The following is a 15,185-nucleotide window of genomic DNA, read 5'->3' as shown; positions in this document are numbered from 1 at the left end:
CAATGAAACTCTATAACTTAAAAGATCATAACGAACAGGTCAGCTTTGCGCAGGCCGTTACGCAGGGGCTTGGCAAGCATCAGGGGCTGTTCTTCCCGCACGATCTGCCGGAATTCAGCCTGACTGAAATCGACGAAATGCTGCAGCAGGACTTCGTGTCGCGTAGCGCAAAAATTTTGTCGGCATTTATCGGCGACGAGATCCCGCAGGAGGTTCTGCAAGAACGTATCGGCGCCGCCTTTACCTTCCCGGCACCGGTAAGTAAAGTGCAGGACGACGTCGGCTGCCTCGAACTGTTTCACGGTCCGACTCTGGCGTTTAAAGACTTCGGCGGCCGCTTTATGGCGCAAATGCTGACCCATATCGCAGGCGACAAACCGGTTACTATTCTGACGGCCACCTCGGGTGATACCGGCGCGGCGGTTGCGCATGCGTTCTATGGTCTGCCAAACGTCAAAGTCGTCATTCTCTATCCGCGCGGCAAAATCAGCCCGCTGCAGGAAAAGCTGTTCTGCACCCTGGGCGGCAATATTGAAACCGTAGCAATCGACGGTGACTTTGATGCCTGCCAGGCGCTGGTTAAGCAGGCATTTGATGATGAAGAGCTGAAAGCTGCGCTGGGTCTTAACTCGGCTAACTCAATCAATATCAGCCGCCTGCTGGCGCAGATTTGCTACTACTTTGAAGCCGTTGCTCAGCTGCCTCAGGAAGCCCGTAATCAGCTGGTTATCTCGGTACCCAGCGGTAACTTTGGCGATCTGACCGCCGGTCTGCTGGCTAAATCTCTGGGGCTGCCGATCAAGCGTTTTATCGCGGCGACTAACGCCAATGATACCGTGCCGCGCTTCCTGCAGGACGGTAACTGGTCGCCAAAAGCGACTCAGGCCACGCTGTCTAACGCGATGGACGTCAGCCAGCCGAACAACTGGCCGCGTGTGGAAGAGCTGTTCCGTCGTAAAATCTGGCGTCTGAACGAGCTGGGCTACGCGGCGGTGGATGATGAAACCACCAAAAAGACCATGCGTGAGCTGAAAGCCATCGGCTATACCTCTGAACCGCATGCGGCGATTGCCTATCGCGCGCTACGCGACCAGCTGCAGCCTGGCGAATATGGCCTGTTCCTCGGCACGGCGCATCCGGCGAAATTTAAAGAGAGCGTGGAAGAGATTCTGCAGGAGACGCTGCCGCTGCCGAAAGAGCTGGCCGATCGTGCCGATTTGCCGCTGCTGTCGCATGATCTGCCGGCTGATTTTGCCGCGCTGCGTAAGCTGATGATGGGTTAAGCCTGATTCAGCGCTCCCCTCCTGCATTATCCGCAGCAGGGGAGCGTGTTTTTACTGCTCGTGGCGTTTAAAGACCAGTTCTCCGTTATCCGAAGCCTCGGCGTCAAAGAAATAGCCTTCACTATCAAAACGGGTCAACTGCTCAGGCTTCGTTAAGCGATTCTCAATGATATAACGACTCATCAAGCCGCGCGCTTTTTTAGCGTAGAAGCTGATCACTTTAAACTTGCCGTTTTTCTCATCAAGGAATACCGGCTTAATCAGCTGGCCCTCAAGCCGTTTGGCTTTCACCGACCTGAAGTATTCATCAGAGGCAAGGTTGACCACGATATCGTCTCCCTGGGCTTTCAGTGCCTGATTCAGCTTATCGGTGATGACGTCTCCCCAATAGTGATACAGGTCTTTACCCCTCGCATTCTCAAGCTTAATACCCATTTCCAGGCGATACGGCTGCATCAGATCCAGCGGGCGCAGAACGCCATACAGGCCGGAAAGCATCCGCAGATGCTGCTGGGCAAAATCGAAATCAGCTTCGCTAAAGGTCTCTGCCTGCAGGCCGGTATAGACATCGCCCTTAAACGCCAGGATCGCCTGACGGGCATTGTCCGGGGTGAAGTCTGGCTGCCAGTCGTGGAAGCGGGTCGCGTTCAGATCGGCCAGCTTGTCGCTGATGCCCATCAGTTTAGCAATCTGTGGTGCCGACAGCTGGCGGGCAATGCCGATAAGCTCCTGAGAGTGTTCCAGCAGCTCTGGCTGAGTATAACGCGTCGTTGCCAGCGGACTTTGATAATCAAGCGTTTTGGCAGGTGAAATCAGAATGAGCATATCCAGTCCTTACGGGAAATTTTTGACGACTTTAGCAAAAAAACCTCAAGAGAGGATCGATAGCTGCGATTGCCGCGCTATTCGCGCGGCAGGTTATCCCAGGTTCCCGGTACCAGCTGTTGATGGATTTCAGGGTAGCGGGTGACGTCAAATTCCGGCCGCTGGCCCAGCTTGCGCTGCCGCAGGTAATCGCTGGCAATGATGCGCACCGTCGGCGACAGCAGCAGGATAGCCGTCAGGTTAGTTATCGCCATCAGCGCCATGATAATATCCGCCATCTGCCAGACTACCGGCAGGCTGACTACCGCTCCGGTGATGACCATGCACAGCGTCAGCAGACGCAGCAGCCAGATGTTGCGGAGGCTATCCATGCGCAGAAAGATGAGGTTATTTTCGGCATAGATATAGTTTGCGACGATCGAACTGAAGGCGAACAGCAGCACGATACAAGCGACAAAGCTGGCACCCCAGTCGCCGACAAGATTGTTCATCGAGTGCTGGATAGCCTGAATACCGTTTGCCACCCCTTCATTGCCGTCTCTCGGCGCCAGCATAATGATCACGGCGCTGGCGGTACAGATGACGATGGTATCAATAAAGACGCCGATCATTTGTACGATCCCCTGCGCTGCGGGATGAGGTGGCCAGGAGGCAGCGGCGGCGGCAGAATTTGGCGTCGAACCCATACCCGCTTCATTGGAGAACATCCCGCGCTGAAAGCCGCTGGTGAGCGCCTGGCTGATGGTATAGCCCACCGCGCCTGCAGCGGCCTCCTGCCAACCGAAAGCGCAGCGGAAAATAATTTCAAAAATCGTCGGCAGGGCGCTGATATGCCACAAGCCAATGACCAGGCTGGCCATCACCCACAGCAAAGCCATAGCCGGCACGAGCCACTGCATCAACCGCGCTACGCCGCGAATACCGCGAATGATGACCAGCAGGGTCAGGGCCGCAAGCGCGCCGCCGGTGATGACATCAGGTAAACGAAACGCATACTCCATGGCATGGGCAACGGAGTTGGCCTGGACGGTGTTAAAAATAACACCGTAGGCCAGCAGGAGAAGAATAGAGAACAGCACGCCCATCCAGCGCATGCCGAGCCCCCGGGCCATATACCAGGCCGGACCGCCGCGAAAGTGTCCGCGAGAGTCGCGCTCTTTATAAAGCTGCGCCAGAGAGCATTCGGCGAAGCTGCTGGCCATGCCGAGCAGCGCCGAGATCCACATCCAAAAAACGGCGCCCGGGCCGCCAGCGGCAATGGCCAGCGCAACCCCAGCCATATTGCCGCTGCCCACGCGCGCCGCCAGGCTCATGCACAGCGCCTGAAAAGACGTTAAGCCGCCGGGCTGCGGCTGAAGGCTTTTTTTCAGACTTTTGCTGAACTGGCGGATATAACGGAACTGAATATATTTTGTTCGCCAGGTAAACCAGACGCCAGCGCCCAGTAACAGGTAGATCATTACCGAGCCCCAAAGTATTTCATTGATAAACGACAGAAAATCAGGCATCAAGCATCCTCTTGCCCATATCGGCGCGCGAGTGTAAGCGCTACCAATCCAGTGACAATCCTTTAGTGTTCAGGTAATTAATTGGCCCAGTTTATCACACTCTGCGCTCATGCATTGTAGGCGGTTGCGCTGCCCCGGCAGCGTGTTATCATCTTGGCAGACCGGTTACATCCCCTTAACTGCTGTTTAAGAGAAACACTATCATGACGGATAAATTGACTTCTCTGCGTCAGTACACCACTGTCGTAGCTGATACCGGAGATATCGCGGCAATGAAGCTGTATCAGCCTCAGGACGCCACGACTAACCCTTCTTTGATTCTCGGCGCGGCTCAGATCCCTGAGTACCGTAAGCTGATTGATGACGCTGTTGCCTGGGCTCGCGGCCAGAGTAGCGATCGCGCGCAGCAGATTATCGATGCTTCCGATAAGCTGGCGGTGAACATTGGTCTCGAAATCCTTAAGCTGATCCCTGGCCGTATTTCCACCGAGGTTGATGCTCGTCTGTCCTATGACACCGATGCATCTATCGCCAAAGCTAAGCGCCTAATCAAGCTGTATAACGATGCCGGCATCAGTAACGATCGCATTCTGATCAAACTGGCTTCTACCTGGCAGGGCATTCGCGCCGCTGAGCAGCTGGAAAAAGAAGGCATCAACTGTAACCTGACTCTGCTGTTCTCCTTCGCTCAGGCGCGTGCTTGTGCGGAAGCGGGCGTATTCCTGATTTCTCCGTTTGTGGGCCGTATCCTCGACTGGTACAAAGCGAACACCGATAAGAAAGAATACGCGCCGGCAGAAGATCCGGGCGTGGTGTCCGTAAGCGAAATCTACGAATACTACAAACAGCACGGCTACGAAACTGTGGTTATGGGCGCAAGCTTCCGTAACCTCGGCGAGATCCTGGAACTGGCCGGCTGCGATCGCCTGACCATCGCTCCGGCCCTGCTGAAAGAGCTGGCTGAAAGCGAAGGCGCGGTTGAGCGTAAACTGTCTTTCAGCGGCGAAGTGAAAGCCCGTCCGGCTCGCATCACCGAATCCGAATTCCTGTGGCAGCACAATCAGGATCCGATGGCGGTAGACAAACTGGCGGAAGGTATCCGTAAGTTTGCGATCGACCAGGAAAAACTGGAAAAAATGATCGGCGATCTGCTGTAATCCCCCATGTGGCCGACGCCCGTCGGCCACATTAAACTGTCTGCCTTGCTCCCCTCGGTGTATTATTCTGGCTATTAATACTGTTTGAACGGAATAATCATGAACACCTTACGAATCGGCTTAGTTTCCATCTCCGATCGCGCCTCCAGCGGCGTCTATCAGGATAAAGGTATCCCGGCGCTTGAAGAGTGGCTGGCCCGTGCGCTATCCACGCCTTTCGAATTGCAAACCCGCTTGATCCCGGATGAACAGGTTATTATCGAGCAAACGCTGTGCGAACTGGTTGATGAAATGGGCTGTCATCTGGTCCTGACTACCGGTGGCACGGGCCCGGCTCGCCGTGACGTGACCCCGGATGCGACGCTGGCGATTGCCGATCGGGTGATGCCAGGCTTTGGCGAGCAAATGCGCCAGGTGAGCCTGCACTTTGTGCCGACGGCCATTCTTTCTCGCCAGGTTGGCGTTATTCGCAAGCAGGCGCTGATCCTTAACCTGCCCGGGCAGCCGAAAGCGATTGAAGAAACCCTGGAAGGCGTAAAAGATGCCGAGGGTAACGTGCTGGTGCACGGAGTTTTTGCAAGTGTACCGTATTGTGTACAGTTGCTTGAGGGGCCATATGTCGAAACAAACGGCAATGTTGTAGCAGCTTTTCGCCCTAAAAGCGCGAGACGTGAAACATTATCCTGAATTTAATGCATTCCTGAAATAACCTGCAACATCAGTGGTGTGTTGTTTTATTTACGATATAGTGTTTTTTACTTTACACACTGCGTAGAATCTCTTCACACCTCTGGATGATTGCTCGTTATGTCACACTATACCCGACCCCTGAACCGACAGGATTATAAAACCCTGACGCTTGCCGCGCTTGGCGGCGCGCTGGAGTTTTATGATTTCATCATCTTTGTTTTCTTTGCCGCCGTTGTCGGCGAGCTGTTTTTCCCGGCGGATATTCCTGAGTGGCTGCGACAGGTACAAACCTTCGGCATTTTTGCGGCAGGCTATTTAGCGCGTCCTCTTGGCGGCATCATTATGGCCCACTTTGGCGATCTGGTTGGGCGTAAGAAAATGTTTACTTTGAGCATTTTACTGATGGCGCTGCCTACGCTGGCGATTGGTCTGCTGCCTACCTACGCGTCGATGGGCATCGTGGCGCCGATTTTGCTGTTGCTGATGCGCATTCTTCAGGGCGCAGCAATTGGCGGCGAAGTTCCCGGCGCCTGGGTCTTCGTTGCCGAGCATGTACCGGAAAAAAGAATAGGTATCGCCTGCGGTACGCTGACTGCCGGTCTGACGGTGGGTATTTTACTCGGTTCGGTCGTCGCGACGCTGATTAATACGCACCTCACCCCTCAGGGTATCCACGATGGCGGCTGGCGTATCCCGTTCCTGTTAGGCGGCGCATTTGGCCTCGTCGCCATGTATCTGCGCCGTTGGCTTCAGGAGACGCCGATTTTCCTCGAAATGCAGCAGCGTAAGGCATTAGCGCAGGAGCTGCCGGTTAAAGCCGTCGCGCTGAAGCATCAGAAGGCGGTTGTGGTCTCAATGCTGCTGACCTGGCTGTTATCCGCAGGCGTGGTGGTGGTGATCCTCATGTCTCCGGTCTGGCTACAAAAACACTACGGCTTTGCTCCCGCCATCACCCTGCAGGCGAACAGCATCGCTACCATCATGCTCTGTATCGGCTGCCTGCTGGCAGGCCTGGCCGCCGATCGTTTTGGCGCCAGTCGCACGTTTATTGTCGGCAGCTTATTCCTCGCTGCGGCAAGCTGGGCTTTCTATCATCTTTCCGGTGATAGCCCGCAGCGCCTGTTCCTGCTCTACGGTACGGTGGGGTTATGCGTTGGCGTGGTCGGGGCGGTTCCGTATGTGATGGTGCGCGCGTTCCCGGCGGAGGTCCGATTTACCGGTATTTCGTTCTCTTATAACGTCTCTTACGCCATCTTTGGCGGCCTGACGCCGATTGCGGTGACCATGCTGATGGGCGTTTCGCCGATGGCGCCCGCGTGGTACGTGCTGGCACTGTCGTTTATGGGATTGGGGTTGGGGATCTGGCTGCGTCAGGGACTGGATCAGCAGGTCGCAGCGCCGAAAGCTGAACTGCAGCGTCTGCCTTAAATCAAGGTGACCCATGTCGCCGCTCGCGAACGAGCGGCGACAATGAATTAATGCTTTTCGCCGATTGGCAGAACGGTGCGGCCAAACTGCTCGTTCAGCACTTCACCCATCGCCAGATAGATGGCGCTGCCGCCGCAGACCAGACCCACCCAGCCAGCAATCTTCACAATGCCTTCGTTATCAGCCAGGTGGCCAATCGCCAGCAGAGCGAACAACACGGTCAGGCTGAGGAAAACAAACTGCAGCATACGTGCGGCTTTCAGAGTGCCAAAGAACATGAACAGGGTGAAAACGCCCCACAGTCCAAGGTAGATACCGAGGAAGTGTGCATCAGGCGCTTCAGCAAGGCCCATTTTCGGCATCAGAAGAATGGCAACCAGCGTCAGCCAAAAAGCGCCGTAAGACGTAAATGCGGTTAAGCCAAAAGTGTTGCCTTTTTTAAATTCCAGCAGGCCGGCAAAAATCTGCGCAATGCCGCCATAAAAAATGCCCATCGCCAGGATAGCTACATCAAACGCGAACAGGCCGCTATTTGCCAGGTTAAGCAGAATAGTGGTCATGCCGAAGCCCATAAGGCCCAGCGGTGCCGGATTAGCCAACTTAGTGTTGCCCATAATTCCTCAAAATAATGATTAGAAAGGGAAGCATTCCCCGCCGTCTCTGCGTCGGGGCGCGGCATAATAATTAGGCGTTACGATACTGTCTATGATCTGGCGGGGTATTTTTCGCCAATTTCATTTTTTCCCTGATGAAGTCTGGTCATTTGCCTTAAACAGGCAATATGCAACACGGCTGGAATGGTCACCCGATATGCGCTGCCGCTCACGGCTTTTACCCCATTAAACGCGGCGCCGAGCGGTCCGCCAAGCCCTGCTCCGCGTACCAGCCCATGGCCGATGACGCTCACCGCGGCGTGGGTGCGGAGGATCTTCGTCAGTCGGGTTTCAAGAAGATGCGAGACTCCCTGCGCTAACTTATTTGTCTGAAGCAGATGGGGAAGCAGCTCTTTCTGCTCTTTGACACGACACTCAACGGCACTGAAGAAGTCGGCTTTTTGCCGCTCATCCATCTTTTTCCAGCTATGCTCCAGAAAGTGTTCCAGGAGATGTTGTTCTATTTCCGGGGTAGAGGCTTGTTTATCGGTTTTGATTTTTAGTCTCTTGCAGACGTCCAGCAAAATTTCGCGATAGAACTTGCCATGACGACGCAGCGTGTTGGCGATGCTATCACCGCCAAAGTGCTGGAGTTCCCCGGCAATGAGCTGCCAGTTGCGGCGATAGCGCTCAGGGTGTCCTTCCATCGCCTGAAAGGTTTCATTACGCAATAGCGTACTTGAAAGCCGGGGTTTTCCATTCTCATTGTGAGTCAGAATTCGAGCGAATGTTTCCAGATGCTCTTCGCTACAGCGATGCAGAAAAGAGAGGTCTTCATCATCCAGATAATTAATCTTCATAAGCGTTTTGATAATGTGAACCGGAATATTAATCGTCGCCGATAATTTTTAGCGAGGCCATATCGGAAGAGTTAATGGTGTGACCAGAAAAAGCGATTTTTTTAACGCAGCGTTTGTTGTCGTTGTCGCTATTAATATTAATCCAGCCGGTCGTTTCCCCTTCTTTTATCGTTGACGGGACGCTGAGGCTTTGGCTGGCGCTGTTGCTGACTTTGAAGTACACCGTTGCGCCGGACAGCTGGACATCGCCGCGATCGGCAGTCAGCTGGATACGCTTAATTACCCTGCATATCGGTAGCTTCAGGGTGAGATCGTTAGTCTCATTTCGCGGCATGGCGACAACCCCTAAAATTTTATGATCGTTAGCGGACGCCGACGTGGCTAACGTCGCGCTCAAAAATAATCCTGCTGATATATGAATCAGTGATTTCATGAGGATTTCCTGATTATTAGATGGGTTATTAGGACGACGCATTTTATCACTGGAACTTTATTGTATTTAGCACGTAATGATTGCGGATTATGTCAATTACGGTGTGAATGTATTTAGGTTTAATAATAATTTTAAATTATGTAATGGGCGTTTTTAGCGCGGCATTTCGCGCGTTTTCGGCTGCCGGGACGTACCCGGCGGCGCGGTCAGAGTAAAAATTTTTCGTATCCCCCCCTTGATGAAGTCGCGGGTGACCCCATCTTGTAGTCAACCGCAGTGAATGAACCTGAAAAAAAAATGATGTCTGGGTAGTTGAAACCGCACGTTTCGCCCTTATTACAGGTTCACAACCACATGTTGACTGAATTTTTAGTGGAGACGTTTAGATGGGTAAAATTATTGGTATCGACCTGGGTACTACCAACTCTTGTGTAGCGATTATGGATGGCACTACTGCACGCGTGCTGGAGAACGCCGAAGGCGATCGCACCACGCCTTCTATCATTGCCTATACCCAGGATGGTGAAACTCTGGTTGGTCAGCCGGCTAAACGTCAGGCAGTGACAAACCCGCAAAACACCCTGTTTGCGATTAAACGCCTGATTGGCCGCCGCTTCCAGGACGAAGAAGTCCAGCGTGACGTTTCTATCATGCCGTACAAAATCGTGGCCGCAGATAACGGCGACGCATGGCTTGATGTGAAAGGCACCAAAACCGCACCGCCGCAGATCTCTGCTGAAGTGCTGAAGAAAATGAAGAAAACGGCTGAAGATTACCTGGGCGAACCGGTAACTGAAGCGGTAATCACCGTACCAGCTTACTTCAACGATGCTCAGCGTCAGGCAACCAAAGACGCCGGCCGTATCGCAGGTCTGGAAGTCAAACGTATCATCAACGAACCGACAGCCGCTGCGCTGGCTTACGGTCTGGATAAAGAAGTCGGCAACCGTACTATTGCGGTATACGACCTTGGTGGTGGTACTTTCGATATCTCCATTATCGAAATCGACGAAGTTGACGGTGAAAAAACCTTCGAAGTTCTGGCGACCAACGGTGACACCCACCTGGGCGGCGAAGACTTCGACACCCGTCTGATCAACTACCTCGTTGACGAGTTTAAGAAAGATCAGGGCATCGACCTGCGTAACGACCCGCTGGCGATGCAGCGCCTGAAAGAAGCCGCTGAGAAAGCGAAGATTGAACTCTCTTCTGCTCAGCAGACCGACGTGAATCTGCCGTACATCACCGCAGATGCCACCGGTCCGAAACACATGAACATTAAAGTGACCCGTGCGAAACTGGAAAGCCTGGTAGAAGATCTGGTTAACCGTTCCATCGAGCCGCTGAAAGTTGCTCTGCAGGATGCTGGCCTGTCCGTGTCTGACATCAACGACGTTATTCTCGTTGGCGGCCAGACTCGTATGCCAATGGTGCAGAAGAAAGTTGCTGAGTTCTTTGGTAAAGAGCCGCGTAAAGACGTTAACCCGGACGAAGCCGTGGCCATTGGCGCAGCTGTCCAGGGCGGTGTTCTGACCGGTGAAGTAAAAGACGTACTGCTGCTGGACGTTACCCCGCTTTCTCTGGGTATCGAAACCATGGGCGGCGTGATGACTGCGCTGATCAACAAGAACACCACTATCCCGACTAAGCACAGCCAGGTGTTCTCTACTGCGGAAGACAACCAGTCTGCGGTAACCATCCATGTGCTGCAGGGTGAGCGTAAACGCGCATCTGATAACAAATCTCTGGGTCAGTTCAACCTGGATGGGATTAACCCGGCGCCGCGCGGCATGCCGCAGATCGAAGTCACCTTCGATATTGACGCCGACGGTATCCTGCACGTTTCCGCGAAAGACAAAAACAGCGGTAAAGAGCAAAAGATCACCATCAAAGCCTCTTCTGGCCTGAACGAAGAAGAGATCCAGAAAATGGTTCGTGAAGCAGAAGCTAACGCGGAATCTGACCGTAAGTTTGAAGAACTGGTTCAGACCCGTAACCAGGGTGACCATCTGCTGCACAGCACCCGTAAGCAGGTTGAAGAAGCGGGCGATAAACTGCCGGCTGACGATAAAACCGCTATCGAGTCTGCATTGACCGCGCTGGAAACTTCCCTGAAAGGTGAAGATAAAGCCGATATTGAAGCGAAAATGCAGGCGCTGGCCCAGGCTTCCCAGAAGCTGATGGAAATCGCTCAGCAGCAGCACGCACAGCAGCAGGCTGGCGGCGCTGACGCTTCCGAGAGCAACGCGAAGGACGACGATGTTGTTGACGCTGAGTTCGAAGAAGTGAAAGACAAAAAATAATCGCCCTTTGAACGGGTAAAACACTGGCACGGGCGAAGAGGTTTCCTCTCCGCCCGTGCACGCATGTTAAGGGGCTGAAAAACACCAATGGCAAAGCAAGACTATTACGAGATTTTAGGCGTTTCCAAAACAGCGGAAGAGCGTGAAATCAAAAAGGCGTACAAGCGCCTGGCCATGAAGTATCACCCGGACCGCAACCAGGGCGATAAAGAGGCAGAATCAAAGTTTAAAGAAATCAAAGAAGCGTATGAAATCCTGACTGATGCCCAGAAGCGTGCAGCTTACGATCAGTACGGCCATGCTGCGTTTGAGCAGGGCGGTATGGGGGGCGGCGGCGGTTTTGGCGGCGGCGCGGATTTCAGCGATATCTTTGGCGATGTTTTCGGCGATATTTTCGGCGGCGGACGTGGTCGTCAGCGCGCATCGCGCGGTTCAGACCTGCGCTATAACATGGATCTTACGCTCGAAGAAGCCGTTCGCGGTGTAACGAAAGAGATCCGTATCCCGACTCTGGAAGAGTGCGACGTTTGTCACGGCAGCGGCGCCAAAGCGGGCAGCCAGCCGCAGACCTGTCCGACCTGCCACGGGGCAGGCCAGGTTCAGATGCGCCAGGGCTTCTTCGCCGTTCAGCAGACCTGTCCGCACTGTCAGGGACGCGGTACGCTGATCAAAGATCCGTGCAATAAATGTCACGGTCATGGCCGCGTCGAGAAAACGAAAACGCTGTCGGTTAAAATCCCGGCGGGCGTTGATACCGGCGACCGTATTCGTCTGGCAGGTGAAGGTGAAGCCGGCGAGCATGGCGCACCGGCAGGCGATCTGTATGTTCAGGTTCAGGTTAAGCAGCACGCCATTTTCGAGCGTGAAGGAAATAATCTGTACTGTGAAGTACCGATCAACTTCACTATGGCTGCTCTCGGCGGTGAAATCGAAGTCCCGACGCTGGACGGTCGTGTAAATCTTAAAATACCGGGCGAGACGCAGACAGGTAAGCTGTTCCGGATGCGCGGTAAAGGCGTGAAGTCCGTTCGCGGCGGCGCGCAGGGCGATCTGCTGTGCCGCGTGGTCGTCGAAACGCCGGTTGGTCTGAACGATAAACAAAAGCAGCTGCTGAAAGATCTGCAGGAAAGCTTTGGTGGCCCAACGGGTGAAAAGAATAGCCCGCGCTCCAAAAGTTTCTTCGATGGCGTGAAGAAATTTTTCGATGATTTGACCCGCTAATTGCATTTCATTTTCAGTCTTCCACTAAGCCTGGGCCTTCGCGCTCAGGCTTTTTTCTATCCGCAGCCCCTATCTTTTTAATTAACCTATTATTTATAAGGGCTAAGAATTGATTTATTTTGAGTATTATCTATATTGCTTTTTTCGTTTTTAGAGGCTGACAGCGGATGGGATCGAAAGGTGCCAACAAGGATTTTGATTACAATTTAATCAAGACCCTTGACGCTGTTATTTCAGCTGGAAATGCTGCCAAAGCAGCAAAAAAACTTGGTATCACTCCGGCGGCGGTCTCGTTGGCGCTTCGCCGTTTACAGAGCTATTATCAGGAAGAGTTGTTTATCCGTGGTAAAGATGGCCTGTTACCCACCGCTAAAGCGATCGAGATCCATCAAAATTTCCGTCAGGTTATGGAACTGATAAATAGTACCTTTATTCCCGAGCATAAAGGGAGTCGTGATGCCCGGCTGACTATTTTAGGCGGTGATATCGTTGAGGCTTACTATCTCTCACAGCTTTATGCCGGAGATATCTTTGAACGGGTATTACTCAACCATTATTCATCAAGAAATCTCTCTCGTGAGATGATGACGGAGCTACTGCTTACAGCAGAATGTGATGTTCTGATTGGTACCGAGCCGTTGAACGTCCCCGGGATTGATAATCAGCTGATCGATAGTTTCAAAAGCTTTGTCTGCATTTTTGCCAGTAATCATATCTTAAGCACCTTACCTCATCTTTCATTACATCATTTCTATTCCTCCCGTCATGCGATGTATCAGCCGGGCATGCACTCCCCGATGATTATTAATGATAAGGGTCTTTTTAAAGATGATCTTTATTATAAAGGCTCACGTATTATTGGCTATCGTAGCGACTCCCTTAATGGCTTAATGAGTATGATTGAACGTACTTCATTCATAGCCTTAATGCCGTTGAAGTTGGCGCTATTCTATAAGAATCAGCGTAAATATGATATTAAGTTTGTGCAACCGCCACCGGAACTTACTTTTAAATCTATACAGATTTATGCATCATGGAACAGAAACAGTAAAAATATATCAGTGATAAATGAAATTGTTTCCATGTTACACACTCTGTCATCATTTCGTCGCTGAGGAGTATCACTTCAAACGATATAGTTAATATGGTTTGGTTTGATGCTCTTTGATTACTGGTAAATAGCTAACCTCTTTACACTTATTGGGTACCATTTTGTACGCCTTCATCAAGGAGTGTTCTATGTCTATTCCAAATCATTTGGCGACAACGGAAGTCGTTTTGCTGGAAGTCGAAATTTTTATCACCATTATTGCTATCGGAGCCTGGGGCGGGTTTGTTAGCTACCTTATCCGGCGTGATAAGCAAGAAGGTGATGATCATTCCCATAAGGGCATCATGCACTGTTTAACCCAGGTTGTGGTTTCCTGTTTTACTAGTTTTTTGCTCAGCGCCGTGGCGATTGAAAAAGAGCTTAGTTTTAATATGGTGTTGCTCGCCGCGGGGCTTGGCGGGGTATTTGCAGGGCCGATTTTGAAAATTCTTGGCGAGAAGATTAAAAAGGCTCTGGAAAATGCAAAAATTCATTAAGTGATGTCCAGTCTATATTTATGCTAATAAAAGTCTCGTCCCTGAGTCTTTTATTAGCTGTATTGCCACGATGATCTTAGGTGATTCTGGCCTTCATCCAGCCATAAATAAACTCTTCATTACCTTTGTTTTTTTCTGTGATATCCAGATAGTAGGCTCCCTGGCTGCAGTTGAGCGCTTTTATCAGCACTTCTTCACCCTGTTTGCCCCTTAAGGTCAGAAAGTGATTGAGAGCGGAGAGGGTCCGAGGGCCAATCTTGCCATCGGTTTTGATATCCTGGTAACTTTTTTCTTCCCGGTTTAGCGCGTTGAGCCAGCGCTGTAGCCAGACGCAAGGATAGTGGGGGCCAATATTGACTGCGGCATCGCAGAGTTCGAAAGAAATGGGCCAGGATATAGTTGAGATCTGCTCAAATCCGGGTTTGATCCAGTAATCCTCTTCGAGGATAGAAAAAGCTTCAGCTCGCGTCAGGTTGATCATCTCTCCTGTATAACCATGAGCTCGGGCCGTTGCCTCAGTGATCCCCCAGTTGGTGGCTCCACCTTTATCTTTAGGATTGTTGGTATAGCCGCCTTCCATTACTAAAATACCATCAATAATCGGGTTCATTTTTCATTTCCTTGAATTAATGAATGTGCAGGTACATCACCGTGCCGAGGGTGACAGAAAACACGGTGGTTAATGCTGCCAGCGTCTTTCTGAACACCTGTCGTTTTGTTCCTTTCTTTTCGCTCTCCATGGCTTTAATAGGAATCTCTTTATTAACCTGAATGCCCTGTCTTGGGATGGTGATAAACAGGTCATTTATCCCAAGGGACTTCAGATCTCTTCTGATTAAGTAGAGTATTTGCGTTAAATTTGCGTCATTCACAAAGTGACTACGGCTTCCCCATAATTCTGAAGTTATTTTTTGCCGTTCAATAATATCCATATTTGCATTTTCGATGATGAAGCTCAGGCACTTCGCCCTCATTGCCGTCATTTTAATGACCTGTGAGTTTGAGGTGGTTCTCAGCTCATACTTTCCTTCGTTGTAAACGCAATTATCATTGATGAGATAAGTTTTCATGTTGTCGTCCTTTAGATATAGAGATCCTGATTGCGTGGGTTCAATATATTGTACGAGAATTGGCTTAATCTATTACTTGTCATTCGTATTATTCTAATGTCATTTGATGATGAGAGCTTAATCACATAATCTCATGTAAAGTAAATGATATTTAACCCACTGATAAATGAGATTTAATGTGCTGCTGATGTTTTCGCCATGATTTTGCTGAGATACGTATATCCGCT

At 51.5% G+C, this 15,185-nt stretch carries 15 protein-coding genes; 8 read left to right on the top strand and 7 right to left on the bottom strand.

The window, feature by feature from the left end:
• Positions 1 to 2 precede the first annotated feature (2 nt).
• The gene (thrC, locus tag KO1_RS19720; RefSeq protein ID WP_004108418.1) at positions 3 to 1,283 is read left to right on the top strand and encodes a threonine synthase; all 1,281 of its coding nucleotides are present in this window, start codon (positions 3 to 5) and stop codon (positions 1,281 to 1,283) included.
• Positions 1,284 to 1,334: 51 nt separating this feature from the next.
• Here the strand turns inward: thrC and yaaA are convergent, their stop codons facing one another.
• Positions 1,335 to 2,108: a peroxide stress protein YaaA gene (gene yaaA / locus KO1_RS19715; protein ID WP_004108416.1), complete on the bottom strand. Its 774-nt coding sequence runs from the start codon at positions 2,106 to 2,108 to the stop codon at positions 1,335 to 1,337.
• Positions 2,109 to 2,185: 77 nt separating this feature from the next.
• A complete protein-coding gene (locus tag KO1_RS19710; RefSeq protein ID WP_017145033.1) occupies positions 2,186 to 3,616 on the bottom strand; it encodes an alanine/glycine:cation symporter family protein in 1,431 nt (476 codons plus the stop codon).
• A 203-nt stretch (positions 3,617 to 3,819) separates the two neighbouring features.
• On the opposite strand from KO1_RS19710, the gene tal reads away from it, so the two are divergent.
• The 3 genes from tal (at position 3,820) to KO1_RS19695 (ending at position 6,891) form a co-directional block, all read left to right on the top strand.
• Positions 3,820 to 4,773 carry a transaldolase gene (tal, locus tag KO1_RS19705; RefSeq protein WP_004108412.1) on the top strand — a complete coding sequence of 318 codons (954 nt, stop codon included), beginning with the start codon at positions 3,820 to 3,822 and terminating at the stop codon, positions 4,771 to 4,773.
• Between the two features lie 99 nt (positions 4,774 to 4,872).
• On the top strand, positions 4,873 to 5,460 hold the full coding sequence (gene mog / locus KO1_RS19700; protein WP_004108410.1) for a molybdopterin adenylyltransferase: 588 nt from the start codon (positions 4,873 to 4,875) through the stop codon (positions 5,458 to 5,460).
• A 120-nt stretch (positions 5,461 to 5,580) separates the two neighbouring features.
• On the top strand, positions 5,581 to 6,891 hold the full coding sequence (locus KO1_RS19695) for an MFS transporter (protein ID WP_004108409.1): 1,311 nt from the start codon (positions 5,581 to 5,583) through the stop codon (positions 6,889 to 6,891).
• A gap of 47 nt (positions 6,892 to 6,938) precedes the next feature.
• Here the strand turns inward: KO1_RS19695 and satP are convergent, their stop codons facing one another.
• The 3 genes from satP to KO1_RS19680 form a co-directional block, all read right to left on the bottom strand.
• The gene (gene satP / locus KO1_RS19690; protein WP_004108407.1) at positions 6,939 to 7,505 is read right to left on the bottom strand and encodes an acetate uptake transporter; all 567 of its coding nucleotides are present in this window, start codon (positions 7,503 to 7,505) and stop codon (positions 6,939 to 6,941) included.
• 89 nt (positions 7,506 to 7,594) lie between these two features.
• A complete protein-coding gene (msyB, locus tag KO1_RS19685; protein ID WP_024273703.1) occupies positions 7,595 to 8,344 on the bottom strand; it encodes an acidic protein MsyB in 750 nt (249 codons plus the stop codon).
• 28 nt (positions 8,345 to 8,372) lie between these two features.
• Positions 8,373 to 8,777, bottom strand: a complete 405-nt coding sequence (locus tag KO1_RS19680) for a DUF2541 family protein (protein ID WP_016809145.1) — start codon at positions 8,775 to 8,777, stop codon at positions 8,373 to 8,375.
• 386 nt (positions 8,778 to 9,163) lie between these two features.
• Here KO1_RS19680 and dnaK point away from each other — a divergent pair, with 386 nt between their 5' ends.
• The 4 genes from dnaK to KO1_RS19660 all read left to right on the top strand — a co-directional run bounded on the left by dnaK (position 9,164) and on the right by KO1_RS19660 (position 13,888).
• Complete coding sequence (dnaK, locus tag KO1_RS19675; RefSeq protein ID WP_004108401.1) at positions 9,164 to 11,080, top strand: molecular chaperone DnaK; 1,917 nt, start codon at positions 9,164 to 9,166, stop codon at positions 11,078 to 11,080.
• Between the two features lie 87 nt (positions 11,081 to 11,167).
• Positions 11,168 to 12,301, top strand: coding sequence for a molecular chaperone DnaJ (gene dnaJ / locus KO1_RS19670; RefSeq protein ID WP_004108399.1), 1,134 nt, complete (start codon positions 11,168 to 11,170; stop codon positions 12,299 to 12,301).
• Positions 12,302 to 12,468: 167 nt separating this feature from the next.
• Positions 12,469 to 13,416 carry a LysR family transcriptional regulator gene (locus tag KO1_RS19665; RefSeq protein ID WP_004110417.1) on the top strand — a complete coding sequence of 316 codons (948 nt, stop codon included), beginning with the start codon at positions 12,469 to 12,471 and terminating at the stop codon, positions 13,414 to 13,416.
• A 124-nt stretch (positions 13,417 to 13,540) separates the two neighbouring features.
• A complete protein-coding gene (locus KO1_RS19660) occupies positions 13,541 to 13,888 on the top strand; it encodes a phage holin family protein (RefSeq protein ID WP_004108395.1) in 348 nt (115 codons plus the stop codon).
• A gap of 76 nt (positions 13,889 to 13,964) precedes the next feature.
• Here KO1_RS19660 and KO1_RS19655 read toward each other — a convergent pair whose 3' ends face one another.
• Positions 13,965 to 14,498, bottom strand: coding sequence for a glycoside hydrolase family 108 protein (locus tag KO1_RS19655; protein WP_024273704.1), 534 nt, complete (start codon positions 14,496 to 14,498; stop codon positions 13,965 to 13,967).
• A 16-nt stretch (positions 14,499 to 14,514) separates the two neighbouring features.
• Positions 14,515 to 14,958 (bottom strand): winged helix-turn-helix domain-containing protein, encoded by a 444-nt coding sequence (locus tag KO1_RS19650; protein WP_004108388.1) that lies wholly within the window; start codon positions 14,956 to 14,958, stop codon positions 14,515 to 14,517.
• Between the last annotated feature and the right edge of the window lie 227 nt (positions 14,959 to 15,185).

This window comes from Klebsiella oxytoca NBRC 105695 (assembly GCF_001598695.1).
GTDB lineage: Bacteria > Pseudomonadota > Gammaproteobacteria > Enterobacterales > Enterobacteriaceae > Klebsiella > Klebsiella oxytoca.
This window is presented reverse-complemented; position numbering and strand designations above follow the sequence as displayed.